Raw genomic sequence first — 21,922 nt, forward strand, 5'->3', positions numbered from 1 at the left:
TTTTTGCTGGCGGCTGGAGCGGTCGCTTTCGCTGCTGATCTGATCAGGCAAAGGGCCATGGCTCGAGACGTCGCCGAAGCGCTTACCGGGGGAGATGTGACACGAGCTCCAGCCGCGCTTCGCCGATACGGATGCGGCGGATGCCACACGATCGCTGGAATAGCTGGTGCTGACGGAAAAGTGGGTGGGCGCCTGTCAGATCTTCGCCAACAGGTCTACATCGGAGGTGTGGTGACAAACACGCCGCAGAACCTCACGGCTTGGATCGTGGCGCCACAGCTATTTTCACCGACTTCGGCAATGCCTGCTACCGGTATTTCCGAAGCAGAAGCGCGTGACGTTGCGGCCTATCTTTATTCTCACTGATCAAGGCTCCGGCGTTGGTCGCGGCGGTAGCGATTTGATATAACGGGCTATGGCTTGACGGTCACCCGGTGGCAGTTGCCTGGTGTTCGTTACCACGTCCACCATTGATGAGCCCACCCGTCCATGTTGCGGGGTTTCCCCGGTCTCCAGCATTACAACGATGTCGGCTTCGCTCCAGGTGCCGATGCGGTCCGGCGTGATGTTCGGCACAAAGCCTGTCCCTTCCGGGTCGGGTCCGCCGGCAAATCGGGTCGATGATTTGATGGCACCCAGCCTGTTTCGTGTGGAATGACAGTCGGCGCAGTGGCCGAGGGTCTCCACGAGATAGCCGCCGCGATCGTGAAGCGGGTCGCCGTTGAGGGTGGCTTCGGACTGCCCCTGCCTGAAAAACAGCATCTTCCAGAAGGCAAGCATACGACGGTATCTGAAGATCAGGGGAACTTCGTGCGGCGGCTGTTTGCCGGCAACAGGTTGCAATGTCTTAAGGTATGCGTAGAGGTCACTGATGTCGTCGACGGATATCGCCGTATAGCTCGGATATGGGAAGGCCGGATAATAATGCTGGCGTTGGGGTGATATGCCGGCAACCAATGCGTTCGCCAGATCAGATGCCGACCAAGCGCCGATGCCGTCGCTGCGATCGGGCGAGATGTTGGGTACGCGAAAGGAGCCGAAGGGAGACGCCAGCAGCAGCCCGCCTCCCAAGCGAAGCCGGTCAGGCTGACCAGGGCTTGCGTGGCACGATGCGCAGTCGCTTGCGTCAAATACCGCCTTGCCACGCGCTGCGTTGCCGCCTTCGAGGCGCTCATCATTCGGCCGAAATGCGGGAACAGCCTCGGTAACCTTCCAACCGATCAACAGACCGGACAAGACGATTGCTGTTCCCAGACATGCCAATATCGGCCAAGGGCGGTTGCCATCGGCGGATGATGTTAATTGGGCGGCAAACTCGCTCTCTTCGTTCATCACGCTCCAACCAGCGCTGTGTCTTTTCTCGCTGTAGCAACGAATGATCCTTGTCGCGGGTTCCGCAAGCTCGGGCACGGTATGCGACCGTTTGACAAGTCAGATGACCCATCCCCGTCGCACGCGCTGCGGCACGACTGCGCTGCCGAGCAAATGGAATGGTTTACCGAGAAAGCGGCGCATCCACGGGGAACCTTGAGCTGCAGCAAAAGTTAAGCTCCCAGTGAAAGGAGATTTGTCATGGGAATGAATAAACCGAAAGATGGCGCCGCCGGCACTACCGATCAGTCACCCCGCTGGGAGGGCCCGCAGGAGAACACGCCGCGTGGCTATCTGCGCGCCAAGGACAATCCGGATCACGCGGAGGATGCAAATGGGGAGACGAATGCCGATCCCAAGGTCAAGACCGTATCGGACGGTTACAAGCAGAAAGGCGAGTAAAATGGCAGACGTCGAAAAGGATGCCGAGGGTCAGTTCGCCAAATCGAAAGCCGATCGAAATGCGTCCGGCGTTCATAGCGCCAAGCCGACGGTGATCACCGGTTCCGAAGACGCGACCGTACACAAGATCCCTCCCGGCCAAGAGCCGGCGAAGGATTGGGACATTAACTACGATCCCGACAGCTCGAACGAAGGACGGATGCGCTAATCATTTCTTGCAGTGCAACGTGCTTCACAGAGCGCTTGAGCACGTCCTTCTTTAAGCCGCGTCGTCAGGAATGGCATTCCGTCGGAGAAAACCTATTCATCGCACAAGGCGACTATAGGCCGCCACGTCCGAAATGCGCTCGAAATGGGCGATAGGTGGGCGACACCGGGGTCGAGCGTGGTGCCAAGGCTCCAAAACGAGTTGGTACGACGATCCGTCGACTCCTGTTGCACTCGTGATGTGTGATCCAAACGCGTCTGTCTTGCGTGTTTATCGGAAGCGTCGAAAAAAATACTTTCGATTGTTCCCGGGCATGCTAGCAATTGGCCAATCGGCTTTGCGAGGAAATCAACGTGCAATGAGTAGAAATCGACTGAACGCTCAGCTGTCATTTGTACTTTCTCTCATGGCGGCGACCTTCCTTGGTGGTCATGCGTCAGCGGGGGATCAGGTCTTTGATGAACTGCGTTTCGGCACATCAACGTCCGTCCAAGGCGGCGGCTCTGCCGAAGATGGCGTCTTTCCCGAAATAACTGCTTTTTTCGATCCATTCGGGTATGAATCTGCCTCGAACTGGAGAGATCAGCTCATGCGTCCGCGCGTGCACCTTGGGACGTCCATCGGAACCGCGGGTGAAGCAACGCAATTTTTCACGGGATTTAGTTGGACGATTGATTTGACCAGCAAGGTCTTTGCCGAAGCTGGATTCGGCGGCGTTATCCATACGGGGAATCTGGATGGCAACGAGGACGGCCCCAATCTCGGCTGTCGTGTCCTGTTCCACGAATATATTGGTGCCGGCTATCGTTTCACAGAACACTGGAACTTGCTGGCTCAAATCGCGCATTCATCGAACGCAAACCTCTGCAGCCCCAACGATGGGATGACACGCGCAGGGCTGCAGGTCGGGTACAAGTTTTAATCGAAGTCTCTGTACAAGAGTTCGGCCAAGGGCAGGCTCGATGTCGACCCGTGTGCGTTCGAAAGGTTTAGCTTACCGTTGGACGCGACACCCTCCACATCAGATCGCGTACAGCGCTTGGCTCGCGCTAATTCTATAGCCCTTCCCGGCGGTCTGACCGGCACCTTCCAGCAGGATCATAGTGGCGTCCTTTATCGCCGATGGGGGCTTTCGCTGTCCAGAAATGCGTGTCGATCAAGTTCGGGAACGCTTGCCAAGTGGGCCGACTGCATGATTTTGCTTTGACGATGCGGCAAACAAAGGAGCCCGGCAAGAGAGCTGACGTCTTATCCATGCGGCAATAAGCGACGGTCGGGCTGGACGGCGATTTGATGCGCAGTAGCGACTGGTAGGATGACGCAGACCTTGAGAATTGCTTCACAGGAAGCCGGAACAAGTATCCGCGATTGAGGTTGGATCTGCTTAGTGGAGAGGGTCCAATGGCAGATGATGGCAGCGATTCCTACGGTTCCACCGATCCGAGCACGCCCTACGAAGGACAGCACAATCCCCCACCCAAAGGAGGGGTTGCCAAATCCGCATGGGCGGTTGCTTTGCTGGCCGGGTTCCTGATCCTCGTCGGCATTTGGTTCCTTTTATAGCCGAACACGCCTACGAAGTCCCACTCTCGGTGGCGTTCAGGAGACGGTGTTCAATAATTGGAACAGTGAATGCTGGGTTGGAACGGACCCGTCTCTTTCATGCCCACGGAGGAGTTTCGGAAGAACCTCCAACTACAATCAATCGCTATGCGGTGTGGCTCGATCGGCCCAACGCGACCAACAACTACCGCACCGACAGCGGACAGATCCGCACTTGCATATCGCCATATACTACGCCACAGCCGACTGAAGCGGATGTGACTGTGGTCTCAGAAGCCCGCGGTGGAAATTCCAAGGCCGCGTGGTGTGCCGCCCACTATCAGTCTTATAGGGAGCAGGACAATACTTATCAGCCATACGAGGGTCCGCGGCGCGACTGCGAGATTCGTTCCGCCGCAGAAATTGCGTCGGCTGGAAACCTGGGGGACCCGCGGAGGAAGTGACAAAAATTTGCGCGATTATCAGAGGACGAGCTCGCCTCTTCATTGCGACGCGTGTGGCGATAGCGCGTTCCGGCGCTCGTATTAGTCGCATCTCGAAAACTTCAGGCGCCTCGTGTCGAGCGCGCGAAATGAAGCGCGGCGATAGAATCAAGTGCGGTTCGACCATCGGCAAGATCGAAATCTTAAATAGCTGGCCGCCTGGAGCCGGCAGTCTCGTGTAACTCGTGATTGCGACTTCGTGCGATGGAAACGGCGCACTCAAGCGCGGCCCGCCCTTAGGGGTCCGATCCAGCGCTTGTACGCTTTCTGTCATCAGCAGCTCTCTCGGCCATCTTCGCATTGTGGCTTCCGAAGCGTGGCCGTTCGGCCGCAGGTAACAAGGGACCCGGCCAGGAACCGGAAAAACGATTGCTTTAGTCAAGGGCGAACCTGGGGAACATGTCCTAGCAAGTTTCTGCCGCAACAGGACCGGTTGTCCCAGGAACAAACCCGCTGCAGCGAAGTTGGGAGGCATCTGAACAGATTCGTCAACCTCAGGGAGGCAGAGATGCCCGAAGAATTCCGCCCGGGACCATTCAGTCCATCCGGCTTGTCGTCAAGGAGCAATGATGCTTCACCGTCCGCACACCCGGCCCCCACGCTCAGCGATCTCAAGGACAGGGTTTCAGGCGACCTCACACAGGCTGCGGATGCCGTCGAGGCAAGTGCTGCAACTGTTATGACCAAGGTCCAGGACAAAGCTGCCGAGCAAAAGAATTTCGCGGCACGCCAGGTCGGCGGTGTGGCTACTGCCCTCGAAAAGGTCGGCAGCGAACTGGAAGCCGGTGACCAGCGGGACGTGGGCAGACTTGCCCGACGCATAGGTCACGACATTCAGGCAATTGCAAAGGATATGGAGGGGCGCGATCTCGGCGAAATCGCCGGCATGGCGGAGGCATTCGGCCGTCGTCAGCCTGTCGCTTTTCTCGGTGCCGCGGCACTGGCCGGTCTGGTAGCAAGCCGGTTCCTAACCGCCTCGGCAAAACGCCCGGCGTCACGCCCCTCACAGGGGTCGCCTGACGGGACATCACATGCACAGGATTTGTCCGATCGCACCGGAGGAACGAACAATGGCTAAGCTAGGAGACAACACGCCTTTGGCTGAATTGGTCGGTGGGCTTCTCGCGGACGTTACAGGGCTGCTACGCAAGGAAATCGATCTCGCCAAGACTGAGGCTTCGGAAAAACTCAGTAGCGCCCTGAGCGGCGTGGAGGTTCTTTTAATTGGTGTCGTGCTCGCGATCGGCGCCGTCGGCGTGCTCCTCAGCGCCTTAGTCGGCGGACTTGCGGCCGCGCTTGTGCAGAACGGCATGAGCGAAACCAGCGCGCAGGCGCTAGCAGCCGTGATTGTCGGTGTCGTCATTGCCGCCATTGCCTGGGCGCTTGTGTCGAGAGGAATTGCTGCCTTGCGGGGTACGCGATTCAAACTTAATCGAACGACCGCGTCGCTTCGCCGTGATGTGGACGTTGTCAAGGAGAAAATGTGATGACGCAATCTTCTGAAAAATCCTCCGCCGATTTACAGCGCGAGATCGACGACGATCGCCAGAGGATCGAAGCGCGGATCGATGCTATCCAGGAACGGATGTCCCCCGGGCAGCTCGTTGATGAGGTCCTTGCCTATGCCAAGGGAAGTGGCGGCGCTGATTATTTGACCAACCTTGGAAGAGCCGTGAAGGCCAACCCACTGCCGGTAGCGTTAATGGGCGTGAGCCTTGCGTGGCTGGTGGCTAAACAGGGCACCTCCGGGTCTCAAGGCTTGCCGGCGCAGGACGACCGGGAGGTTCTTCCGTTCTATCCCGCGCGGGGGACAATCAAACGCGTTGGCCCGCCAGAAGACATCGGCGGTCTTCGTTACAGCCACTTTACGGACGAGGCTGGCGAACGCTTCAAGGCTCTTACCGATGAGACGGGACGTCGGGCCGGCGATTTCCTTGATTCAACCGGCAAAGCCTATCGCGGCTTTTCGGACGCGGCCGGACAGCGCATCTCTTCCATCAGCGATGAAGCGGGCGCTGCTCTCGATGCTTCGCTGGGGTGGGCATCCGACACTTGGGACAGTGTCAAGGGTGCGGTCGGCGGCGCGACTCAGAAGATCGGCGAGGCCGCGGGATCCGTTTCCAGCGCTGCCGGCTCGACCGGAACGACCCTCATGAATCAGTCGAACCGGTTGAATGAAGCTATTCTGTCGCATTTCCGTGACCAGCCGCTGGTTGGTGGCGCTCTCGCCTTCGCAGTCGGAGCGGCGATCGGGGCAGCACTTCCGCACTCAGAACAGGAGGATGAGATCCTTGGCGAGGCAGCCGACGCGGTCAGGGCCAAGGCTGCTTCGGAAGCGGAAGACGCACTCGAATACGGCAAGGATGCAGCTTCCGCTGTGTTCGACAAAGCACTCTCGGTGACGGCGGATCTCCACGATGCAGCAAAGGGCCGCATCATCGATGAAGTGGATGGTTTAAAGAACAAGGGCGCTGCGACATAAAGTGTCGTTGAGTTAAGGCGCGGCGCATTTTGATCTATGACCTCTGGGCAGAGCCCGCCATGTGCACTCAACGGGTGAGCGACTGATGTTCAGGCAACGGCCGACGGGTTCGCCTGTGATCGTGCTGACGCCTGGGTAAAGCCCAGTCAAAGGACCCACGCTTTGAACTCTGCTTGAAAATGTGCCACGACCTGGGAGAAAGGTCGTGCGGTCATCGAGGAGAGCCGGTTGGATCTTTGCCGGCATCCTTCAAAATGTACTCAACAGTGTAGACCCGAACGCGGGGTCGGCTCCGATCGCTCTTCTGCCCGAATTTGATCTTCTCGGTGATCACCGGGGCGACCTCGTCGCCTCGGCCCTTCCCGATGAGCGAGGCAGCGACGTCGCGGTCGATGACGGCGGGTGGGTGCTGCAGCTGATCCAGGAATCCTTGGGTATCATTCCAACCTTCGGAGCGCCATGTCACGATCCGCTCATCAAGATCCACGGATCCCGCCTCATCGAGAATGCTGAGCGCCAGCTCGTAATTGCGCTCTGAAAGGCCGGAGACCGCGAGCACATGGCCGCCCCGCCGAATACCCTCGCTGTAGACGGCCTGATCCTCTTTGGGAAATAGGAAATCTTCGATGTTACTCCAGAGGCCGTCGTGTTCATCTATGTCTGTTCGTGAGTTCTGCACATCGGCAATGAGACCAATGTTCGCACGTTGAATGCCAGCCGCCACCAGCAATTCGGCCGCTTGCTCGGCGCCAGTGCGATCATCGAAGAATGAGAGCAATGACAAGGATCCCGATTTGTCTGTGTCAGCATGGCTCACGGTCATTGTTGTCCACTCCGTTTCACACTTGGTGATGGGAAATCCATGAATGACGATAGGGTTCCAGAAGTGGTCCGCTTTTGCATGTCGTGATCAGCCGCTGGGACTTGAGTTGCAAGGACGTTTATTCATGGAACATCTCGTCTTCGCACTGCGTTACCTCCTCCCATTCCACGGCTTGCTGCCGACATTTGAGGCTTCGATGGCAAAAACAAAATCGCAAAAGCAGCTTGAGACCGCTCCTCTAATCCATGGCGCAGCGGAACTGTCGTCTGTGACCGTTGACGATTACAGCAGCAAACTACGTGGCAGGAATGGCTTTCTTGGCGATGACGCGAACAAAGCGACATTCATCTCGAAGCTCGAGGAGCTGAGAAAGGTCCAGCGGACGCACGGAATGGATCCGTTGAAAGACATGCCAGCTGACAAACTTTCGAAGAAAAAGATCGATGCCCTGCTGGTGGGCGAAGATGTGGAGGCGGTCGCCGTTGTGATGGGAGCGATCGAAGGTTTCGCTCACGATTTTGCTGGGGTAATCGAGAAATTTGTTCAAGACAGCGTATGGTCTAAGACCGAGCGCATTGTCATCGGCGGAGGGTTCAGACAGGGGCGTGTGGGAGAGCTCACAATTGCCCGGACACAAATTTTGCTGAACGCGTTGGGGATGGACATCAAGCTGCTGCCCACGATTCATCACGCTGATGAGGCCGGCTTGATTGGGGCGGTCTATCTCATGCCCGACTGGATGCTCAATGGCCATGAAGCGATCTTGGCGGTTGACATCGGCGGTACCAACGTCAGGGCGGGCATTGTCGAATTCGGCAAGGGGAAGAAGCGAAACCTTGATGAGACGCGTGTCACCGATTCTATACTCTGGCGCCATGCCGACGACGAACCGAGCCGCACTGCAACGATTTCCAGGCTTGCCGCCATGCTTGGGGAACTTGTCGAAAAGGCAAAGGCCGCTCGTCTTAGGCTTGCCCCCCTCATCGGTATCGGATGCCCAGGTGTCATTGAAGCCGATGGCTCAATCACACGTGGCGGACAAAATCTGCCGGGCGGAAACTGGGAAAGCGACCATTTTAACCTTCCGCGCGAGCTGAAAAAGGCCATCCCAAATATCGGTGGCGATGACATTTTCATCATTATGCATAATGACGCAGTGGTGCAGGGGCTTTCGCAGATGCCGCAGGTGAGGGACGTTTCGAGCTGGGCGGCGCTGACGATCGGCACTGGTCTCGGCAATGCACATTTCACGAACCGAACGGTCAAAAAGAAATAGGGTGGCCGAGAAGATCCCTCCGGACGTTACACGGAATTTCTCTCACTTCCGACATATTTTCGCTCGCCTGGGGGTGACGCGAGCATTCCGGCCATATGCAATGCTTGTCACCTGATACCATCAAGTTTTCCGTAAGTCATAGTCGATCGCGCCATATCGTCAGCGACAATCTTCTCTCAACGTGCCGTCCCGCGCTTCAGCGCGCCACTCGCGCGTACCGGGCTTCGGGCAGACCGGCGTCGAACGCCGGTCGACAGCAATGCTGCCGGTGGCGACATCAAGCGGGATGGAAACCCCGCCCTGGTCATAGTCCTGGCGATAACGATCAGTGCCAGGAGGCATGCCGCCAAACCGGCCACTGGAATCCATGTCGCCGAGAGCCTGCGATAAAGCGGGAACGCTAAGTCCGAGAAGAATGATCGATGTCGTTGCTGCAATGAACCTGCGCATGACCATGTCCTTTAAGATTGTTCAGAAGGAAAATGGACCGGGCTGTCTTTAGTTCCCCGCACCATTGATATAAGGCCAACCTAAGGCGCCGGCACAACGTTCGTTTAAGACCTGCCATTGGAGCACGCGTATCCATCCGGCGAAGGCCGCGCGGCTTATGATTTCGGCTCGTCCGCCATGATGCGTTCGATTTTTTCCTGATCGCATTGCTCGTCAACAAGGAACTGCCGAATACCGCCGTCCGAGGTGCGGATATCCGCGAGGAACTCCTTCAAGCTTTCGATGCCCTGGTCGGTGAAGGTCGTGATGCCCTCCTCGCTGCCGTCATGAGCATGGATCATCTCGCCATAGTCGATGTTGTCGGAGTTGCTGGCGACTGCCTGAAGGAGTTCGAGGTTCTCGCCGATCAGCGTGGCGACGTAGTCGATCGTGTAGACATGCGTCGGGCGCGCCATCAGGCCGCCCTCTGCCGGGTGCTGCCAGCGGCGGTCCAGTTCCACGGCAACAGTTCCGGCAGCCGTGATACGGATATACCGGGCATACGGGCGAGCACGTCCGCCAACCAGGCCTGAGGATCGATATCGTTCATCTTCGCCGTGACGATCAGGGAATACATGAAGGCAGCACGCTCACCTCCGCGCTGGGAGCCGGCGAACAGCCACGCCTTTCTTCCCAGAGCAATACCGCGCAGAGCCCGTTCGGCAGCATTGTTCGAAAGGCAAAGCCTGCCGTCGTCGAGGAACCGCGTGAAGGCCTCCCAGCGTCCTTCCTTCTCGAACATATAGTTGATCGCCTTGGCGACGGGATTGTGCCTCGACATCTCGGCACGCTGAGCCATGAGCCAATCGTGCAGTTCTTCAACGAGCGGACGCGCATGTTGCTGCCGCGCTGTGAGCCGATCCTCGGCAGGCATTCCGTTTATGCTGCGCTCGATGTCGAAGAGCGCATCCATACGGGCCACGGCCTCAAGCGCGACGGGCGATATCTCGTGGGCAGGTTTGCCCTTGCGCACGTTGCCGGCGATGTCAGCGAGTTCGAAGAACTTGCGTCGCGCATGGCTCCAGCAGAGCGCGCTTTTGACCGGCGCGGGGCGGCGGTCGGCACGATAGAGGTCGTTGTAGCCGCCATAGGCATCGGCCTGCAGTGTGCCCTGCCATCCGGCAAGATGCGTGTTGGGATGGGTCTTCTCGCGATCGGGAGAGAAGTGGAAGAGCGCCGCGGGAGGCGCGCCGCCGGCGAAGGGACGGTCATCGCGCACATAAGTCCATAACCGTGCCTGCCTTGTTGCTCCCCTGGCCAGAAGCGGCACGGTGGTGTCGTCACCATGCAGCCGCTCGCCGGCCAGCACATGGGCGCGGATCAGATCATGGATCGGCTGCAGCGCCGTCGCGCAGGCTCCGACCTGATCGGCCAGCGTGGAAAGACTGAGATCGACGCCTTCCCTGGCGTAGCGCTCAGCCTGGCGGTTCAACGGCTGATGTTGGCCGAACTTCTCAAACAAGATCGTCGCCAGCAGGTTCGGTCCCGCCCATCCCCGCGGGGTCGCATGGAAGGGCGCCGGTGGCTGGCTGATCTTCTCGCAATCCCGGCAGGTGAACTTCTCGCGCACCGTCTGGATCACCTTCCACTGGCGCGGGATCGCCTCCAGCGTCTCGGTGACGTCCTCTCCCATCTTGACGATCCGGGCTGAGCCGCAGCAGGTGCAAGTCGATGGGGCTTCGATGATCAGGCGCTCCCGCGGCAAGTGCTCGGGAAACGGCTTGCGGACCGGCCGACGGCGTTCGAAGGCGGAGACATTTGTGATCTTCTCTGCCATGCGTTCAGCCGCGATCTCATCCTCGGTGGCGTCGGCCTCGAGTTCTTCGAGCTGCAATTCCATCTGGTCGATCAGCCGGGCGCGCCGTTCCGAACTCTGGCCATATTGCTCGCGGCGCATTTTGGCGATCTCGAGCTTGAGGTGCCGGATCATTGCCTCGGAGGTCGTTACGACGGCGCGCACCTGCGCGAGATCGGCCTCGGCGGAGGCGGCACGCGCTTCCGATGCCGCAAGCGCGGCGCGCAGTCTGGCTATCTCCGAAGCAGCGTCGTCCATAGCCGAAAGCTACCATGCCGCATGTCGAAAGCCCAACAAAACAGAGTAATGCAGGCGATCAGCCTGCCTTCGAAGGCCGCTGCGTCCAACGAGGATTGCGCCAGTCGATCCCTTCCAGGAGATAGCCCAGCTGCGCCGACGATACAGACACGGCGGAGCCGCTTGGGCTGACCGGCCAGATGAACTTGCCGGCCTCGAGGCGCTTTATGTAAAGCGACATGCCGACGCCGTCATGCCATAGGACCTTGATCAGATCACCCTTGCGCCCCCGGAAGCAGAAGACTTCGCCGCCATGAGGATCACGGCCAAGACCTTGTTGCACCTTCAGCGCCAGGCTGTTCATGCCACAACGCATGTCCGTCACCCCGCCCGCGATCCACACCTTCACCCCGGCCGGAAAGGCGATCATGACCCATCCACGACGGGCAACAGGCGGGCAAGAATGGTCGGATCAAGCGAGGCCGGGATCGTCAGCCGTCGGCCGTTCGGCAGGCCGATCTCGATCGTCTTGTCGTCTTCAGATCGCGGCGGCGAGACCACCTCGCAAGATGCCGCCGCCGGTGGCGAAATCGAAAGTGGCACGAAGGTTGTTGGCGCGGAACCACTCAGAAGCCCGCTCCGATATTGACGACGCCAGGCCGTCAACAAGGACCGCGACAATCCATAACGCCGCGCCGTCGCCGAGCCCTGCCGAAATCCCTGCAGACTTTCCTCGACGATCCGAACCTTCTCCGCGTCAGACCAATCCCGCCGACGACCAAGATCGTCGGCGGACAAGACCTCAATGGGGGAAATCACTGTAGCGCATGACATAAGCCATGGACTTAAAGCCAATCACCAGATCAGGGCAGACGGCCTTCGGCGAATGGATACGAGCACGCCGTTGGACTGCAAGCATCAATTTGTTGCGCAAAGGTCCGCGCCGACACGGCACGGGCTAACGCTCCAAATGGTTTGCAAACAGCGGAGCGAGTTCCTTTTCGTCGCAGAGGAGTTGGAGCTCGCTCTTGCCGAGTTCGATTTGGTTCCAGCGTATGCGATAGCCGCGGTGTCTGCGGCGCAGGCGGAAAAGACCTAAGAGCTCTGTGCCGATTGGCGATGCAGATATTCTCTCCATGGCTGCGTACAGGCCGACATGGAATTCGGTGATTATAAGATCTGGCCCGTCTTGTTGCGCCCATACCTCTTCAATATGGCCAATTGTTTTGCCTGCCCTCGATAAGACGGCTCGCCCCACCAACAATTCGAGATTAATCTCAACCAATTTATGCTCCGGGAATTTTGTTTACCACATGGTCTCTCAACCAATCTTGCCAAGCAAATATGGTGGTGTCGCTCACCGCCACGTCCACCTCGATGTCAACCCCAATGCGGCGCACGGCCGTCCACGCGACGCGATGGGGTCGGGAGTGTCGGTCTCCACCGAGTTGGGACGCGACCCACGTCATCCATTGCTGTGGCTGTCGGCCAAGCCGCCGGGCCATTACGATAGCGCCGACCTCTATCGCGATGACCCGTGGCGGGCCGTCGCGCCGAAGTTCGGCGACGATGCCGTCAACCTTGCCCATCTGTACGCCATTTCGATCGACCAGTTGCTTATCGAGAACATCACGCAGCAGATCCATCACGTACCTCCAAATAACTCGAGCGGGATCGTCACAATCGCCAAGATAGAACCCAGCAGGATGATCAAGACGACGGCCGAATTGGATACGGTTCCGTTGCCATGTTTTCCGACATATCGCTCATCATTCATCAGGAATAGAAAAGGGACGACAGTTAGCGGGAGGGTTGCTGCGGTCAATGCCATGGACAGGATCGTCAGCTTTAGCGGATCGAAGCCTAAAATGATCGGAATGGCCGCTAACAAAAGTGCCAGCGTATAAGCGGCGCTAAAACCCGGGTCTTCACTTGGTTTGCGGTCTTCGCCCCAGTTCCAACCCAGTCCTTGAGCAATCAGGTAGGCTTGCTGCAACCCGAGTTCCAGGATTGCGCCGAAACAGGCGATCCCTAGGGAAGCAACAAACAACCAGTATCCCGAGCGACCAAATACAGGGACGAGCATGGTCGGCAACTGGTGATAATCCGTGACTTGATCAACCCCATTCCGAGCGAGCACAAGAGCGGCCACGATCAACACTGCGATTGATATCGTGCCACCGAAACTCATGCCCAGCCCCGCGATTGCACGATTAGTTCCAAGATAGGTTTCATCCCACGCATCCTCGACCGCGCCAGAAGAATAGAACAAGAATAGGTATGGCGATATCGATGCGCCGAGAATGCTCACGGCCGTAAACCAGTAGCTGGCATGGTCGTGCTGCGGCATACTTGGCAAAGCACCGAGGGCGAGCAACTTCACATTAGGTTTAAGCAATACCGCCGCAATGACGAAACAAAAGGTCACCAATCCGAGGATGGAAACGCCTTTCTCGATGAAGCCGAAAGTGCCCTTCCAGAGTAATAACCAGGCTAGAAAGGCAACTGCCGGTGCCCACCACTGAAAGGTAATACCTGTCGCAAGCTCGAGAGCAATGGCACCTCCTCCTATTTCAGCGGCAAGAACCATCAGATTGAGCAACAGCGTGGAGAGAAAAGGCAGCAAGAAAAATGTCAAACCAAACCGCTCTCGGATGCCGTCCGAAATCGTGTAGCCACTTACCGCGGCGAAACGGCCAGCCATTTCGACAAGGAAAATGATGCAGATAGTGCCGAGCACGATCGCCCAGATGAGTTGAAAGCCAAATGCTGATCCCGCTTGGGCGGCCGTCGCCAGCGATCCGATTTCAAGAAAACCGCCAACGCTTGTGACAATTCCAAGCGATATTTCCAATATTTTTTTCATGTGGATCGTCGCATACCTGACGTTAGGTTGAGACGCTCTATCGCATCACTTAGCTTGGTTGCCGTTTGCACGGTGTCGTGATCTCCAAGCGCGACCTGGTTTTGCGCTTGTGCGAGAAGATCGATGATCTCGCTTAGCGACCTGCTCACCAATTCGCGTTGCGTCCTGTCGGCGTGGCGAAGCGCTTCGATTTTAGAGGCTGCATTTTGGACATTGCGCCGCGTCGACCGCAGGGTCTGCTGTACAAAAGGCGCCGGGAGTTGATTCATGCGCCAGCCATTAAGCGCCATGCGCGCCGAATTCGAGCATGACGAAACAATTCTGGAGTGCTCTTTTATCTGATCCGCGTCGGAAGAGGAGCAACCTGCCGCGACCAAGCAAAGAACGCTTACGCTGATTTTCACTAAATTCGGACTGTTCATGTCAGTTCGGTTGAGCGGTTGCCTCCGCCATAAAACGCGGGTGCAGTCAGCAGGTTCCGGAGCACCGAAGCCGTCCGGAAATCTTTCTGAAGTCGAAAAGCACCGATCCAATGGGGTCGTTGATAAGGTCGATGGGAAGTGCAGCTCATGAAGGTAAGCGCATGGCGAGGCGTCTGCGACCTGAGTGCCTTGCCATTTTCCAATGCGCAGCCTCCTCCTTTGATTTCGGACTTTGGTCCGAGGCACACCCGGACTGAGGTCGCATCCTGGGAACAGCAAAGCATTTCCGTCGTTGGTTGGGCAGCGGTCGGGAAGGCCGCGTCGAACAAAAGGAAAATCAGATGTTTGCCAAGCTTATTCTAGGCACGGCCGCCGCCGCCGCCCTGATGTCGGGCATAGCGTTTGCCCAGTCTTCAACGGTTAACGGCGCTGCAGGCGGCGCAGTCACTGGCGCCATCGTGGGCGGCCCGGTTGGCGCGGCCGTTGGTGGCGTTGCCGGCGCCATCGTCGGTACGGCGATCGATCCGCCGCCGGAAAAGGTCGTTACTTATGTTCGTGAAGCGCCTGCGCCGTCGACCCGCGTCGTGGTAAAGGAGAAGGTGGTCGTCGGTCAGCCGCTCCCCGAAACCGTCGTTGTGACGCCCGTTCCGGAAAATCCGAAATACTCGTATGCGATCGTGAACGACGAGCGCGTCATCGTCGAACCGTCGTCGCGAAAGGTGATTCAGGTCATCAACTGACGGGGTTAAGACGCCGCCTTTTACGGCGTCAGCTCTTGGAGAAATGAAGGCGGCCGCACCCATATGCCGCCACAACGGTGCGGCCTCAAAGACGAGAAGTCATCACTTTCATTATTGCTTCATAAGATGGCCAGATGGTGATGGTGGATCCGAACGAATACCCGATCGTCTATGTTATCACGGCCGGATCGGTCGGTTGTCGATGGAGTGATGCATGGTCTACGAAGAACCAAGGACCAGCCGTCTTGCCTTGCCAATCATCGCCATTCTGCTGGCGATGGTCGGGATTGTCCTGCTTCTGATGTCGAACGCCGGGAGCCATCGGCAGGCCAGGGTTTTTGTGCAGGTCCAACAGCCGGAGGCCGTCAGCAAATCGCGGATTTCTGGCCCTTGATCCGAGTGAAGATGGAGCTCCATCCTTCCCCGGGCCCTATCTCACCGTGGGATCCGACCAGCCTTGGTAAATTGTCATGACGATTAAAGAATCAGATCGAAAATTGTTTGACCGGGTTTGGGCTCTTGGCGCCAAAGCAGTGAAAGACAATCGTATATCTGCGCTCAGAAACGTGACCCTTAGCACGCCTACCTTGGAAGAGTACCAGAATAGCCACGGCAAACGGATGGCGGATCTAATCAAGGTCGTCCAACTTGGGATCCTGGAACTCCGCGCCAGCGGCGAAGTAATCGAAGCTGATGAGGCTCAGCCAAGCCCACGACGGGCGACGAGCCGCACCTGAAATCTCCTCGATTCGGCTTCCCCAAACGTCAGTTTGGATAGACTTTCCTGCGGGCCCTTCTCGTAGGGATATTTGCCACGATCGCTCGTCGGGTATATCTATCCGATAGCTCGCATAGTGACTCCTCCATGCTTAAGGCGCCTGCCTTGCGCTCATTGAAAACAGCACCGTGAAGCGATTGCTTCCTGTAGGCGCCTGGAGGGAACAACTCGGCCGATGATCGGTTTCGTGTGCAACAAGGCGATATCTTAGCTGAGGCAGCGGAAATTCGCGGTCACGCGCAGTGCTTGAACGCCCGTTTTCGGTTGAAGATCGAGAAAGCTCAAACGTCTTGGACACTTGGCGCTGCCGCAAGTCGCCAGCCGCTACCCGTATCATCCTGAGCCCCGCACAACAGGAGTTATCGTGTCTCTTAAAGCCCTTGCCTTGAACGGCACCCTCAAGTCCTCCGATTCCTCTGAGGCGTCCTCCACCGGCAAATTGCTCGAGCTCATCACCGAAGAATTCAAGAAGCATGGCGTCGAAACCAAAACCATCCGGCTTGCTGATCACAACGTCAAGCCAGGCGTGACGTCTGATGAGGGCGAAGGCGACGCTTGGCCGAATATTCGCAAGATGGTGCTTGACGCCGATATCCTTCTTGTCGGAACGCCAATTTGGCTCGGGCAGCCAGGAAGTGTTTGCAAACGGGCACTGGAGCGGATGGACGCGTTTTTGGAAGAGACCGATGAACAGGGCCGCATGGTCTCGTATGGCAAGGTCGCCGCGGTTGCGGTGGTAGGAAACGAAGACGGGGCTCACCACGTTTCGGGGGAGGTCTTCCAGGCCCTTAACGACGTCGGTTTTACAATCCCTGCTAACGCCGTCGCCTATTGGGTCGGTGAGGCCATGGGATCGACGAACTTCGTTGATCTGAAAAAGACCCCGAAGGCGGTTCAGACGATGATTTCCACGCTTGCCCGAAATACCGCCCATCTCGCCAGGCTTCTGAAGCATGCTCAATATCCAGGGGAAGAGCGATAGTATAATGATGATGGCAGCCGGCACGGCTGACAAGGACCCGCTCGAGGCGAGGATCGGGGGCGGTGCGATCCTCGTCGGCAAGGCGAGCATCCGCGGGACGGCCACGGCTGCAAGCCTTTTTGGCGACAGGCCCGATTGGAACGGCAGACGGTCTCGGAGCATATGAGACTGCGATCGTGCTTTCGACCGCCACGTTCGCGACGTTACGCGTGATGACGACCATCAAGGTCGAAGGAAAGGATGGCGACGCCGACGTTGTCGCGTCGGGGATCAGAGAGGGTGATGATGGATGAAGGCCTGGGAGAGATTTCGCGCAACTTGCTGCATGGCCGGCCGTGACTCCGCACCCGCTGCCGCAGCGGGCCGAAACCGACATGACGGAGTGCGCACCTGGGCAGGAACTTGATGGTGCCTCCGACGTTTTGGAACGATGAGGAGGATTTCAAATGTCAGTTCCAAACGAACCCATCGTGCCGCCGGCGCCCGTACCGCCAGTCGATAGCCCGCCACAGGATCCCGATCGCGTTCCCGACGACCAACCACTGCCCGAACCCGACGATCAACCCGGCCCGATGATGCAAGAAGCCAGAAACGACGCGACAGGGGACATGTCTCGGCATTCGCCTCCGGCGAACTAGTAGAAGGTCTGCATTTGAAGCCTTATCTGTCGACTGGGACCATGTCCGCGACCACAGATGCGGCGGCTCCGCTCTTTGGTTTGCTCATTCCGCGGCTTGGCGTAGGGAATCATCCACGGAAAATTCCGCGACGGCCAGGATCTCGAACTCGCTTGGCATGAAATGCTGGTCTGATCCTATGACGGCCAATGTCCAATAATCCGGATCGTCGCCGAATATGGTGGAGACTTGCACGACGGTAACGTTCCCGTCAAAATGTTTCGGGGACCTCGCCCAGTAAAGGGCGCCCGGCACTAGAGACGTATTTGACATGTACGTTACTCCAACTCGATTCCGCTACCATAACAGAAGCCTCGAATATGAACATGCCTCAGTTCGAGTTCGATGCGGTCGCGTTCTCGAAACGACGGGCGGCGTTCCACAAATTGATGGCGGCTGGATGCGGATCATCGCCAGAAGCACCTCGTGTACAGCACGACATCGAGCGAATCCCTGAGCCTTTTCGACGAGAAATTGCATGTCCGCTTGCGGAATGACACTGTCTCTAGCCGGATGTCCGGCCAGACCGTGCTTTTCCAGGGGGCAAGCACCAGTTGCCAGGTCGTTCAGACCACCCAAATCGTCCTTGGAGCGTCTCCATCGCGTTCAGAAGTTTTTTGTGCCGGCGTGCTCCGCGCGTGTCAGCGAAGAGCGAGCGGGAGAACTCCGCCGCATACCTGAATTTCTTGGCGTCCTTGCGAAACTTCGTGCCGATGGTCGCCGTCAATCGTCGAAGCGCCTTTCCGTCCTTTTTCAGCCGTTTGCGTTTCTTCTCCAGCACCCGTGCAGCGAAATTTTGCGCACGCGGGAGTGCCGACGCAAGGAGCCAGCTGTTTGCAAGATGGTCGGTGCGGGCCTCGCCCAGCACCGCAGCCAGCCAGCGCAGTTCGCCGTTGAGACGCACCGGTTCGTCGCCCGAGACGATCGGCTTGAAGAGGGAGAACGCCGAGCGCAGACGCCGCAGGGCCACCCGAACCTGGTGCAGGGCTTCAGGCCTGCGCTTTTCAAGGAGCGCATCTTCGTTCAGACGGAAATGCCGGAGGCAGGAGCTTGCAATTGCCTGGAAGGCAGCAACGGCCGTCATGTCGCGGCCAAGATGAAGGCTAAGCCGGTTTCTGCGCTTCGATGAGAACGAAGCCTCTTTCAGCCTTTGAGCGGACGCCTAACCTGAATGCGGCAACCGCGTCGATCCTGCGCGCAAAGACGAAGAGATCGCTTGGATCACCGTCCTTCAGTTCCAGCTCGGCTTCGCGGATCGACGAACTTCGATCGCCGGAATTCGCCTCGCCGGCATCGATGACGACCTCGATCCGGGAACCGTTCTCCTCGACGTTCCACAATTGCCGCTCGACCGATAAGTCGAATACGGGCTCGAGGCTCAGGTCGCAGCCGAATTGTCCAATCATCGGGCTCGTGTGATCGAGGACGGGCTCTTCTCCCTGGACGGTCGTCTCCCACTCCGAACGGGCAAATAGCGATCTGCCGGGACCGCTGGCCTTCACCGTCTGGGTCCGCACCGTCCCTACCTGCCGGATGCGCAGCGTGTATCCGTTCCGCCATAGGGTGCGATCGACCGTATCGAAGTAAGTGGACGTTTGTTTTAAAACCTTATCAGGTTTCCCAAGAAGATCGGAACCAAGAATTGTGTTCGCGGCTTCCGTTGATAGATCGAGCTTGATTTCGATTTCCGACGACAAGATGAACTCCGGCTTGGAGGGCGGTCCTCAACGCTGTGCATGCTGTCATAGTGCGATGATACAGCGATTTCATGAAGCAATATCGAAACTCGACAACATCCATGCTTGCCAAGGACCTCAAATCATCACGCTCCGGTAATACCGGCTGCGACGTGCAGCAGGCAGGCGCCATCTGTTACCGTCGCAACGAAAGTGGCCGCCTACGGGTCCTTCTGGTCGGAAGCCTGAGGAACGGCCGATGGGGCATCCCAAAAGGGCATCTCGATCCGGGCGAAACCAGCTCTGTCGCTGCTTTGCGGGAAGCGTTCGAAGAGGCTGGCGTCGCGGGAGAGGTCGATCCGGAAGTATTCGGGTCATTTTCCTATCAGAAGGAAAGCACGCCTCATCGTTACCATGTCGCTGTCCATCTTGTCGAAGTGTCAGGGATCGCCACGGACTTCCCCGAAAAGACGATCCGAAAACAGAAATGGTTTCCCATAGAAGTCGCAATCCGCGGCGTTGCGCAATCGGGATTGCGGGCACTCTTGAAACGTCTGCGTTGAACTGCCGGGTCTCGAGAAGCGTTATCGCGAGATGCAAGGCGAAATTTCGGCAATCTCGGGCAATGCAAACGAACCGGACGACGCCAAGCCCGGAGCGAACGTCAACTTTCCGTTCGACCGGATGACCGTCGAACAGTTTCGTCGCAGGTTCCCCCGCGCACGGTGGAGCGATATTCGCCAGGCATGGTTCATTCCCGGCCGGACTGCGTCCCGCAGGTTCGGAAAGTGGCTGGCTGAACGGGAGGCGGAAATCGACGCCCACGCCGATGCGAAGGGGAGGGACGCCTTCGATTTCGATCCGATCGACAGCAGCTATTTGGAGCTTGGCAAGGCAGGCTTCCGGATCAAAACGCCATACTCGAAAACAGTGGTCGAGACGCTTCACGAGGTTCCGTTCTCGCGATGGGACGGTGATCTGAAGATCTGGCATGTCCCCTACCGGTCCTTCGAGGAACTGCGCCAACGCTGGCCACAGATCGAAGCGGCAGCTCGCCGCAACGAGCCGGAGGAACGGCGCCGTCGTGCCGCAGAACGAAAGGGTAGCGAAGAGCAAATGCTATCGAGGCGCCGCTCGATTGAACGCAAGCGGCGACGCTATCCACTTATGAGCGGCCATCTGCCGCCTATCGGTCGCGTTGTTGCGACCTCGTATGGTCTCGTCGTCTTCACCGACATCACGGGCGAACTCGTCGAGCCTCAGGCGGTTGCGGAATTCTATCCAGATGTCACGGAAGACCATGTATGGGGACTGTGGCGGACGCCCACTTTGGACGAGCTCGTACGCACTTGGCCATCGAAGACGGCGCGGCCGGAAGGCGCGCAGTGGTGGACACCGACGATCGATGAGCTTCGGCCAGCAAGGAGAGCGGCTCGGTCGAAGGAGGCAAATGCAATCCGGAGCCAGAGCAGCAGCTAGTTCTTCGCTCCTGCTCGATCGCCCCGATTGCGCGACCAATCAAACGGAACCATGCCGGAGAAAAGTCGTTCTAGGCATGCGAGGACGTGCTCGCCACGTCCTCAAGCCTGCGGACCCCAGCATTGGAAGCCACCACGCAAATGACGCGCAAACAGAAGCGGCGCCACAAGCAGCCCCTGTGGCTTGCGGCACCCAGAATACGTGTTGCGACGAAGGACAGGGCGTCCGCAGGCAGCTATGACGTCTTGATTGTCGGCGCCGGTATTTCCGGCGCCTTGATGGCGCAGGCCTCGCCGGCAAAGGCCTGAGGGTCCTCATGGTCGATCGCCGGGATCCCGTTCGTGGAGGCAGCGCCGCCAGTACCGCGATGATCCAGCATGAGCAGGCGATCCCATCCGTCCCTTTGCCGTAGGGATCTTCAACGAGATCCGGGCGCTGTTGAAGCCGGACGTCGGGGTGACCAGGCTCAGACGTGTGATTGCAGTCTATGTCCGCTTGAAGCCTTACTACTTCGCAAGCGCCCAGCCTGACTCCATGCGCCACGATCTTGCCGGCGCGCCGGTCGAACCGGTTTCCGCGGCTGACAGGCTGGAGGCGCAACGGCGCTTTCTGGAAATGAAGCGGACCCGCATGCAGCCCGAAGTGCAGGCTGCGGTGTCGCATGTGGCTGGTGCTCCCGAACCGACAAAGAACAACCTGATCCGTGCCGCGCTTCTCAAACGGCGGTCGTTGGCCACAAAGTAAGGGTCGGTTCCGGCGCCGTGGCAGACCGTCTCCAATCCGAGCCGCCCCGTCGTGAGACCGTCCAAAGACGTTGAACTGAATGCGTCCTGAAAGGAGTCGCAAAGTTTCGCCACGCAAACCGGTCCCGCGTCTCAAATCGGATGATCCTGACCGACGTCTGAAATCCAGAGGGCCGAAACACAACGGGCGCTCGACCTGATTTAGGGAGCGCCCGCGTGTTGCGACTGACAGCAAAAGCCGAACGATCGGCAGGCCATCAACATGATGTGTGAACTACTACCCCTCTGCTTCAATGACAACTGCCGTTTTTGCAATACCGCTATGCAGCCTTCTCTTCGGCCGAGGCTGTCAACAATAGAGGGCTCTCGGCACGTTAACGCTATTTTAACTATGTGAAATACAACCACGGCATCCTGGGTGTATGAATCCA

At 58.2% G+C, this 21,922-nt stretch carries 32 protein-coding genes and 1 pseudogene; 19 read left to right on the top strand and 14 right to left on the bottom strand.

The genetic code is table 11. From position 1 onward, the window contains the following. The first annotated feature begins 57 nt into the window (after positions 1–57). On the top strand, positions 58–366 hold the full coding sequence (locus tag ACR9ZQ_RS03055) for a c-type cytochrome (protein ID WP_310384743.1): 309 nt from the start codon (positions 58–60) through the stop codon (positions 364–366). On the opposite strand, the gene ACR9ZQ_RS03060 is transcribed toward ACR9ZQ_RS03055, so the two are convergent. Beyond that, entirely contained in the window at positions 367–1,332 is a 966-nt protein-coding gene (locus tag ACR9ZQ_RS03060; protein ID WP_310384640.1) for a cytochrome c, read from the bottom strand. It lies immediately after the preceding gene. Positions 1,333–1,572: 240 nt separating this feature from the next. Between ACR9ZQ_RS03060 and ACR9ZQ_RS03065 the strand changes: the two genes are divergently transcribed. From ACR9ZQ_RS03065 to ACR9ZQ_RS03100, 8 genes are all read left to right on the top strand, one after another. Continuing rightward, positions 1,573–1,773, top strand: a complete 201-nt coding sequence (locus ACR9ZQ_RS03065) for a hypothetical protein (protein WP_025668348.1) — start codon at positions 1,573–1,575, stop codon at positions 1,771–1,773. Between the two features lies 1 nt (position 1,774). Beyond that, positions 1,775–1,981, top strand: coding sequence for a hypothetical protein (locus tag ACR9ZQ_RS03070; protein WP_481426827.1), 207 nt, complete (start codon positions 1,775–1,777; stop codon positions 1,979–1,981). Between the two features lie 406 nt (positions 1,982–2,387). Next, positions 2,388–2,903 (top strand): acyloxyacyl hydrolase, encoded by a 516-nt coding sequence (locus tag ACR9ZQ_RS03075; protein WP_405049737.1) that lies wholly within the window; start codon positions 2,388–2,390, stop codon positions 2,901–2,903. A 479-nt stretch (positions 2,904–3,382) separates the two neighbouring features. Beyond that, entirely contained in the window at positions 3,383–3,544 is a 162-nt protein-coding gene (locus tag ACR9ZQ_RS03080; protein ID WP_162747955.1) for a hypothetical protein, read from the top strand. Next, positions 3,484–3,987 (top strand): BA14K family protein, encoded by a 504-nt coding sequence (locus ACR9ZQ_RS03085; protein ID WP_481426828.1) that lies wholly within the window; start codon positions 3,484–3,486, stop codon positions 3,985–3,987. Before ACR9ZQ_RS03080 ends, ACR9ZQ_RS03085 begins: the two co-directional genes overlap by 61 nt. A 547-nt stretch (positions 3,988–4,534) precedes the next feature. After that, the gene (locus ACR9ZQ_RS03090; RefSeq protein ID WP_481426829.1) at positions 4,535–5,104 is read left to right on the top strand and encodes a nutrient deprivation-induced protein; all 570 of its coding nucleotides are present in this window, start codon (positions 4,535–4,537) and stop codon (positions 5,102–5,104) included. After that, a complete protein-coding gene (locus ACR9ZQ_RS03095) occupies positions 5,097–5,513 on the top strand; it encodes a phage holin family protein (protein WP_025668358.1) in 417 nt (138 codons plus the stop codon). Before ACR9ZQ_RS03090 ends, ACR9ZQ_RS03095 begins: the two co-directional genes overlap by 8 nt. Then, on the top strand, positions 5,513–6,508 hold the full coding sequence (locus ACR9ZQ_RS03100) for a DUF3618 domain-containing protein (RefSeq protein ID WP_481426830.1): 996 nt from the start codon (positions 5,513–5,515) through the stop codon (positions 6,506–6,508). Before ACR9ZQ_RS03095 ends, ACR9ZQ_RS03100 begins: the two co-directional genes overlap by 1 nt. 211 nt (positions 6,509–6,719) lie before the next feature. Here the strand turns inward: ACR9ZQ_RS03100 and ACR9ZQ_RS03105 are convergent, their stop codons facing one another. Continuing rightward, the gene (locus ACR9ZQ_RS03105; RefSeq protein ID WP_481426831.1) at positions 6,720–7,331 is read right to left on the bottom strand and encodes a hypothetical protein; all 612 of its coding nucleotides are present in this window, start codon (positions 7,329–7,331) and stop codon (positions 6,720–6,722) included. Positions 7,332–7,527: 196 nt separating this feature from the next. Here ACR9ZQ_RS03105 and ACR9ZQ_RS03110 point away from each other — a divergent pair, with 196 nt between their 5' ends. After that, complete coding sequence (locus ACR9ZQ_RS03110) at positions 7,528–8,607, top strand: ROK family protein (protein ID WP_310384742.1); 1,080 nt, start codon at positions 7,528–7,530, stop codon at positions 8,605–8,607. A 159-nt stretch (positions 8,608–8,766) separates the two neighbouring features. Here ACR9ZQ_RS03110 and ACR9ZQ_RS03115 read toward each other — a convergent pair whose 3' ends face one another. From ACR9ZQ_RS03115 to ACR9ZQ_RS03155, 9 genes are all read right to left on the bottom strand, one after another. Then, positions 8,767–9,057, bottom strand: coding sequence for a hypothetical protein (locus ACR9ZQ_RS03115; RefSeq protein WP_113321425.1), 291 nt, complete (start codon positions 9,055–9,057; stop codon positions 8,767–8,769). A 155-nt stretch (positions 9,058–9,212) separates the two neighbouring features. Then, on the bottom strand, positions 9,213–9,512 hold the full coding sequence (locus ACR9ZQ_RS03120) for a hypothetical protein (protein WP_481427257.1): 300 nt from the start codon (positions 9,510–9,512) through the stop codon (positions 9,213–9,215). Then, a complete protein-coding gene (gene tnpC / locus ACR9ZQ_RS03125; RefSeq protein ID WP_481426832.1) occupies positions 9,512–11,149 on the bottom strand; it encodes an IS66 family transposase in 1,638 nt (545 codons plus the stop codon). Before tnpC ends, ACR9ZQ_RS03120 begins: the two co-directional genes overlap by 1 nt. Positions 11,150–11,207: 58 nt before the next feature. Next, positions 11,208–11,558: an IS66 family insertion sequence element accessory protein TnpB gene (gene tnpB / locus ACR9ZQ_RS03130; protein WP_481426833.1), complete on the bottom strand. Its 351-nt coding sequence runs from the start codon at positions 11,556–11,558 to the stop codon at positions 11,208–11,210. Beyond that, on the bottom strand, positions 11,555–11,962 hold the full coding sequence (gene tnpA, locus ACR9ZQ_RS03135) for an IS66-like element accessory protein TnpA (RefSeq protein ID WP_481426834.1): 408 nt from the start codon (positions 11,960–11,962) through the stop codon (positions 11,555–11,557). The genes tnpB and tnpA overlap by 4 nt, the downstream gene beginning before the upstream one ends. Positions 11,963–12,086: 124 nt before the next feature. Then, complete coding sequence (locus ACR9ZQ_RS03140) at positions 12,087–12,413, bottom strand: hypothetical protein (protein WP_310384619.1); 327 nt, start codon at positions 12,411–12,413, stop codon at positions 12,087–12,089. A gap of 1 nt (position 12,414) precedes the next feature. Next, complete coding sequence (locus ACR9ZQ_RS03145; RefSeq protein ID WP_481426835.1) at positions 12,415–12,774, bottom strand: hypothetical protein; 360 nt, start codon at positions 12,772–12,774, stop codon at positions 12,415–12,417. Further along, complete coding sequence (locus tag ACR9ZQ_RS03150) at positions 12,774–13,994, bottom strand: NRAMP family divalent metal transporter (RefSeq protein WP_481426836.1); 1,221 nt, start codon at positions 13,992–13,994, stop codon at positions 12,774–12,776. Before ACR9ZQ_RS03150 ends, ACR9ZQ_RS03145 begins: the two co-directional genes overlap by 1 nt. Further along, positions 13,991–14,416, bottom strand: coding sequence for a hypothetical protein (locus ACR9ZQ_RS03155; protein WP_025668367.1), 426 nt, complete (start codon positions 14,414–14,416; stop codon positions 13,991–13,993). The genes ACR9ZQ_RS03150 and ACR9ZQ_RS03155 overlap by 4 nt, the downstream gene beginning before the upstream one ends. Before the next feature lie 341 nt (positions 14,417–14,757). Here ACR9ZQ_RS03155 and ACR9ZQ_RS03160 point away from each other — a divergent pair, with 341 nt between their 5' ends. The 5 genes from ACR9ZQ_RS03160 to ACR9ZQ_RS03180 all read left to right on the top strand — a co-directional run bounded on the left by ACR9ZQ_RS03160 (position 14,758) and on the right by ACR9ZQ_RS03180 (position 17,082). Then, positions 14,758–15,156, top strand: coding sequence for a DUF1236 domain-containing protein (locus ACR9ZQ_RS03160; RefSeq protein WP_025668368.1), 399 nt, complete (start codon positions 14,758–14,760; stop codon positions 15,154–15,156). A gap of 214 nt (positions 15,157–15,370) precedes the next feature. Continuing rightward, positions 15,371–15,550: a hypothetical protein gene (locus ACR9ZQ_RS03165; RefSeq protein ID WP_310384612.1), complete on the top strand. Its 180-nt coding sequence runs from the start codon at positions 15,371–15,373 to the stop codon at positions 15,548–15,550. 76 nt (positions 15,551–15,626) lie between these two features. Further along, positions 15,627–15,893 carry a hypothetical protein gene (locus tag ACR9ZQ_RS03170; protein WP_481426837.1) on the top strand — a complete coding sequence of 89 codons (267 nt, stop codon included), beginning with the start codon at positions 15,627–15,629 and terminating at the stop codon, positions 15,891–15,893. Between the two features lie 405 nt (positions 15,894–16,298). Then, a complete protein-coding gene (locus tag ACR9ZQ_RS03175; protein WP_113321398.1) occupies positions 16,299–16,916 on the top strand; it encodes a flavodoxin family protein in 618 nt (205 codons plus the stop codon). Between the two features lie 4 nt (positions 16,917–16,920). Then, a complete protein-coding gene (locus tag ACR9ZQ_RS03180; protein ID WP_310384608.1) occupies positions 16,921–17,082 on the top strand; it encodes a hypothetical protein in 162 nt (53 codons plus the stop codon). Positions 17,083–17,638: 556 nt separating this feature from the next. On the opposite strand, the gene ACR9ZQ_RS03185 is transcribed toward ACR9ZQ_RS03180, so the two are convergent. From ACR9ZQ_RS03185 to ACR9ZQ_RS03195, 3 genes are all read right to left on the bottom strand, one after another. After that, the gene (locus tag ACR9ZQ_RS03185) at positions 17,639–17,866 is read right to left on the bottom strand and encodes a hypothetical protein (RefSeq protein ID WP_310384605.1); all 228 of its coding nucleotides are present in this window, start codon (positions 17,864–17,866) and stop codon (positions 17,639–17,641) included. Between the two features lie 232 nt (positions 17,867–18,098). Beyond that, the gene (locus ACR9ZQ_RS03190; RefSeq protein ID WP_481426838.1) at positions 18,099–18,677 is read right to left on the bottom strand and encodes a CHAD domain-containing protein; all 579 of its coding nucleotides are present in this window, start codon (positions 18,675–18,677) and stop codon (positions 18,099–18,101) included. 19 nt (positions 18,678–18,696) lie between these two features. Further along, positions 18,697–19,290: a CYTH domain-containing protein gene (locus ACR9ZQ_RS03195; RefSeq protein ID WP_481426839.1), complete on the bottom strand. Its 594-nt coding sequence runs from the start codon at positions 19,288–19,290 to the stop codon at positions 18,697–18,699. Between the two features lie 71 nt (positions 19,291–19,361). Between ACR9ZQ_RS03195 and ACR9ZQ_RS03200 the strand changes: the two genes are divergently transcribed. The 4 genes and pseudogenes from ACR9ZQ_RS03200 to ACR9ZQ_RS03215 all read left to right on the top strand — a co-directional run. Beyond that, on the top strand, positions 19,362–19,832 hold the full coding sequence (locus tag ACR9ZQ_RS03200; RefSeq protein WP_481426840.1) for an NUDIX hydrolase: 471 nt from the start codon (positions 19,362–19,364) through the stop codon (positions 19,830–19,832). A gap of 31 nt (positions 19,833–19,863) precedes the next feature. After that, positions 19,864–20,748 (top strand): hypothetical protein, encoded by an 885-nt coding sequence (locus ACR9ZQ_RS03205; RefSeq protein WP_310384597.1) that lies wholly within the window; start codon positions 19,864–19,866, stop codon positions 20,746–20,748. A gap of 140 nt (positions 20,749–20,888) precedes the next feature. After that, entirely contained in the window at positions 20,889–21,056 is a 168-nt protein-coding gene (locus ACR9ZQ_RS03210) for a hypothetical protein (RefSeq protein WP_310384596.1), read from the top strand. A 73-nt stretch (positions 21,057–21,129) separates the two neighbouring features. Continuing rightward, a pseudogene (locus ACR9ZQ_RS03215) lies at positions 21,130–21,492 on the top strand (ProQ/FINO family protein); the annotation flags it as partial. Positions 21,493–21,922 lie beyond the last annotated feature (430 nt).

The sequence above is a fragment of the Rhizobium sp. KNZ14-9A genome, from assembly GCF_056755015.1.

What these genes read in the sequence shown, in the direction of transcription:
- ACR9ZQ_RS03055 (WP_310384743.1), top strand. Translation starts at nt 58, where the DNA reads ATGGCTCGAGACGTCGCCGAAGCGCTTACCGGGGGAGATGTGACACGA.
- ACR9ZQ_RS03060 (WP_310384640.1), bottom strand. Translation starts at nt 1,332, where the DNA reads ATGAACGAAGAGAGCGAGTTTGCCGCCCAATTAACATCATCCGCCGAT.
- ACR9ZQ_RS03065 (WP_025668348.1), top strand. Translation starts at nt 1,573, where the DNA reads ATGGGAATGAATAAACCGAAAGATGGCGCCGCCGGCACTACCGATCAG.
- ACR9ZQ_RS03070 (WP_481426827.1), top strand. Translation starts at nt 1,775, where the DNA reads ATGGCAGACGTCGAAAAGGATGCCGAGGGTCAGTTCGCCAAATCGAAA.
- ACR9ZQ_RS03075 (WP_405049737.1), top strand. Translation starts at nt 2,388, where the DNA reads ATGGCGGCGACCTTCCTTGGTGGTCATGCGTCAGCGGGGGATCAGGTC.
- ACR9ZQ_RS03080 (WP_162747955.1), top strand. Translation starts at nt 3,383, where the DNA reads ATGGCAGATGATGGCAGCGATTCCTACGGTTCCACCGATCCGAGCACG.
- ACR9ZQ_RS03085 (WP_481426828.1), top strand. Translation starts at nt 3,484, where the DNA reads ATGGGCGGTTGCTTTGCTGGCCGGGTTCCTGATCCTCGTCGGCATTTG.
- ACR9ZQ_RS03090 (WP_481426829.1), top strand. Translation starts at nt 4,535, where the DNA reads ATGCCCGAAGAATTCCGCCCGGGACCATTCAGTCCATCCGGCTTGTCG.
- ACR9ZQ_RS03095 (WP_025668358.1), top strand. Translation starts at nt 5,097, where the DNA reads ATGGCTAAGCTAGGAGACAACACGCCTTTGGCTGAATTGGTCGGTGGG.
- ACR9ZQ_RS03100 (WP_481426830.1), top strand. Translation starts at nt 5,513, where the DNA reads ATGACGCAATCTTCTGAAAAATCCTCCGCCGATTTACAGCGCGAGATC.
- ACR9ZQ_RS03105 (WP_481426831.1), bottom strand. Translation starts at nt 7,331, where the DNA reads ATGACCGTGAGCCATGCTGACACAGACAAATCGGGATCCTTGTCATTG.
- ACR9ZQ_RS03110 (WP_310384742.1), top strand. Translation starts at nt 7,528, where the DNA reads ATGGCAAAAACAAAATCGCAAAAGCAGCTTGAGACCGCTCCTCTAATC.
- ACR9ZQ_RS03115 (WP_113321425.1), bottom strand. Translation starts at nt 9,057, where the DNA reads ATGCGCAGGTTCATTGCAGCAACGACATCGATCATTCTTCTCGGACTT.
- ACR9ZQ_RS03120 (WP_481427257.1), bottom strand. Translation starts at nt 9,512, where the DNA reads ATGGCGCGCCCGACGCATGTCTACACGATCGACTACGTCGCCACGCTG.
- tnpC (WP_481426832.1), bottom strand. Translation starts at nt 11,149, where the DNA reads ATGGACGACGCTGCTTCGGAGATAGCCAGACTGCGCGCCGCGCTTGCG.
- tnpB (WP_481426833.1), bottom strand. Translation starts at nt 11,558, where the DNA reads ATGATCGCCTTTCCGGCCGGGGTGAAGGTGTGGATCGCGGGCGGGGTG.
- tnpA (WP_481426834.1), bottom strand. Translation starts at nt 11,962, where the DNA reads ATGTCATGCGCTACAGTGATTTCCCCCATTGAGGTCTTGTCCGCCGAC.
- ACR9ZQ_RS03145 (WP_481426835.1), bottom strand. Translation starts at nt 12,774, where the DNA reads ATGGATCTGCTGCGTGATGTTCTCGATAAGCAACTGGTCGATCGAAAT.
- ACR9ZQ_RS03150 (WP_481426836.1), bottom strand. Translation starts at nt 13,994, where the DNA reads ATGAAAAAAATATTGGAAATATCGCTTGGAATTGTCACAAGCGTTGGC.
- ACR9ZQ_RS03155 (WP_025668367.1), bottom strand. Translation starts at nt 14,416, where the DNA reads ATGAACAGTCCGAATTTAGTGAAAATCAGCGTAAGCGTTCTTTGCTTG.
- ACR9ZQ_RS03160 (WP_025668368.1), top strand. Translation starts at nt 14,758, where the DNA reads ATGTTTGCCAAGCTTATTCTAGGCACGGCCGCCGCCGCCGCCCTGATG.
- ACR9ZQ_RS03165 (WP_310384612.1), top strand. Translation starts at nt 15,371, where the DNA reads ATGGTCTACGAAGAACCAAGGACCAGCCGTCTTGCCTTGCCAATCATC.
- ACR9ZQ_RS03170 (WP_481426837.1), top strand. Translation starts at nt 15,627, where the DNA reads ATGACGATTAAAGAATCAGATCGAAAATTGTTTGACCGGGTTTGGGCT.
- ACR9ZQ_RS03180 (WP_310384608.1), top strand. Translation starts at nt 16,921, where the DNA reads ATGATGATGGCAGCCGGCACGGCTGACAAGGACCCGCTCGAGGCGAGG.
- ACR9ZQ_RS03185 (WP_310384605.1), bottom strand. Translation starts at nt 17,866, where the DNA reads ATGTCAAATACGTCTCTAGTGCCGGGCGCCCTTTACTGGGCGAGGTCC.
- ACR9ZQ_RS03190 (WP_481426838.1), bottom strand. Translation starts at nt 18,677, where the DNA reads ATGACGGCCGTTGCTGCCTTCCAGGCAATTGCAAGCTCCTGCCTCCGG.
- ACR9ZQ_RS03200 (WP_481426840.1), top strand. Translation starts at nt 19,362, where the DNA reads ATGAAGCAATATCGAAACTCGACAACATCCATGCTTGCCAAGGACCTC.
- ACR9ZQ_RS03205 (WP_310384597.1), top strand. Translation starts at nt 19,864, where the DNA reads ATGCAAGGCGAAATTTCGGCAATCTCGGGCAATGCAAACGAACCGGAC.
- ACR9ZQ_RS03210 (WP_310384596.1), top strand. Translation starts at nt 20,889, where the DNA reads ATGACGCGCAAACAGAAGCGGCGCCACAAGCAGCCCCTGTGGCTTGCG.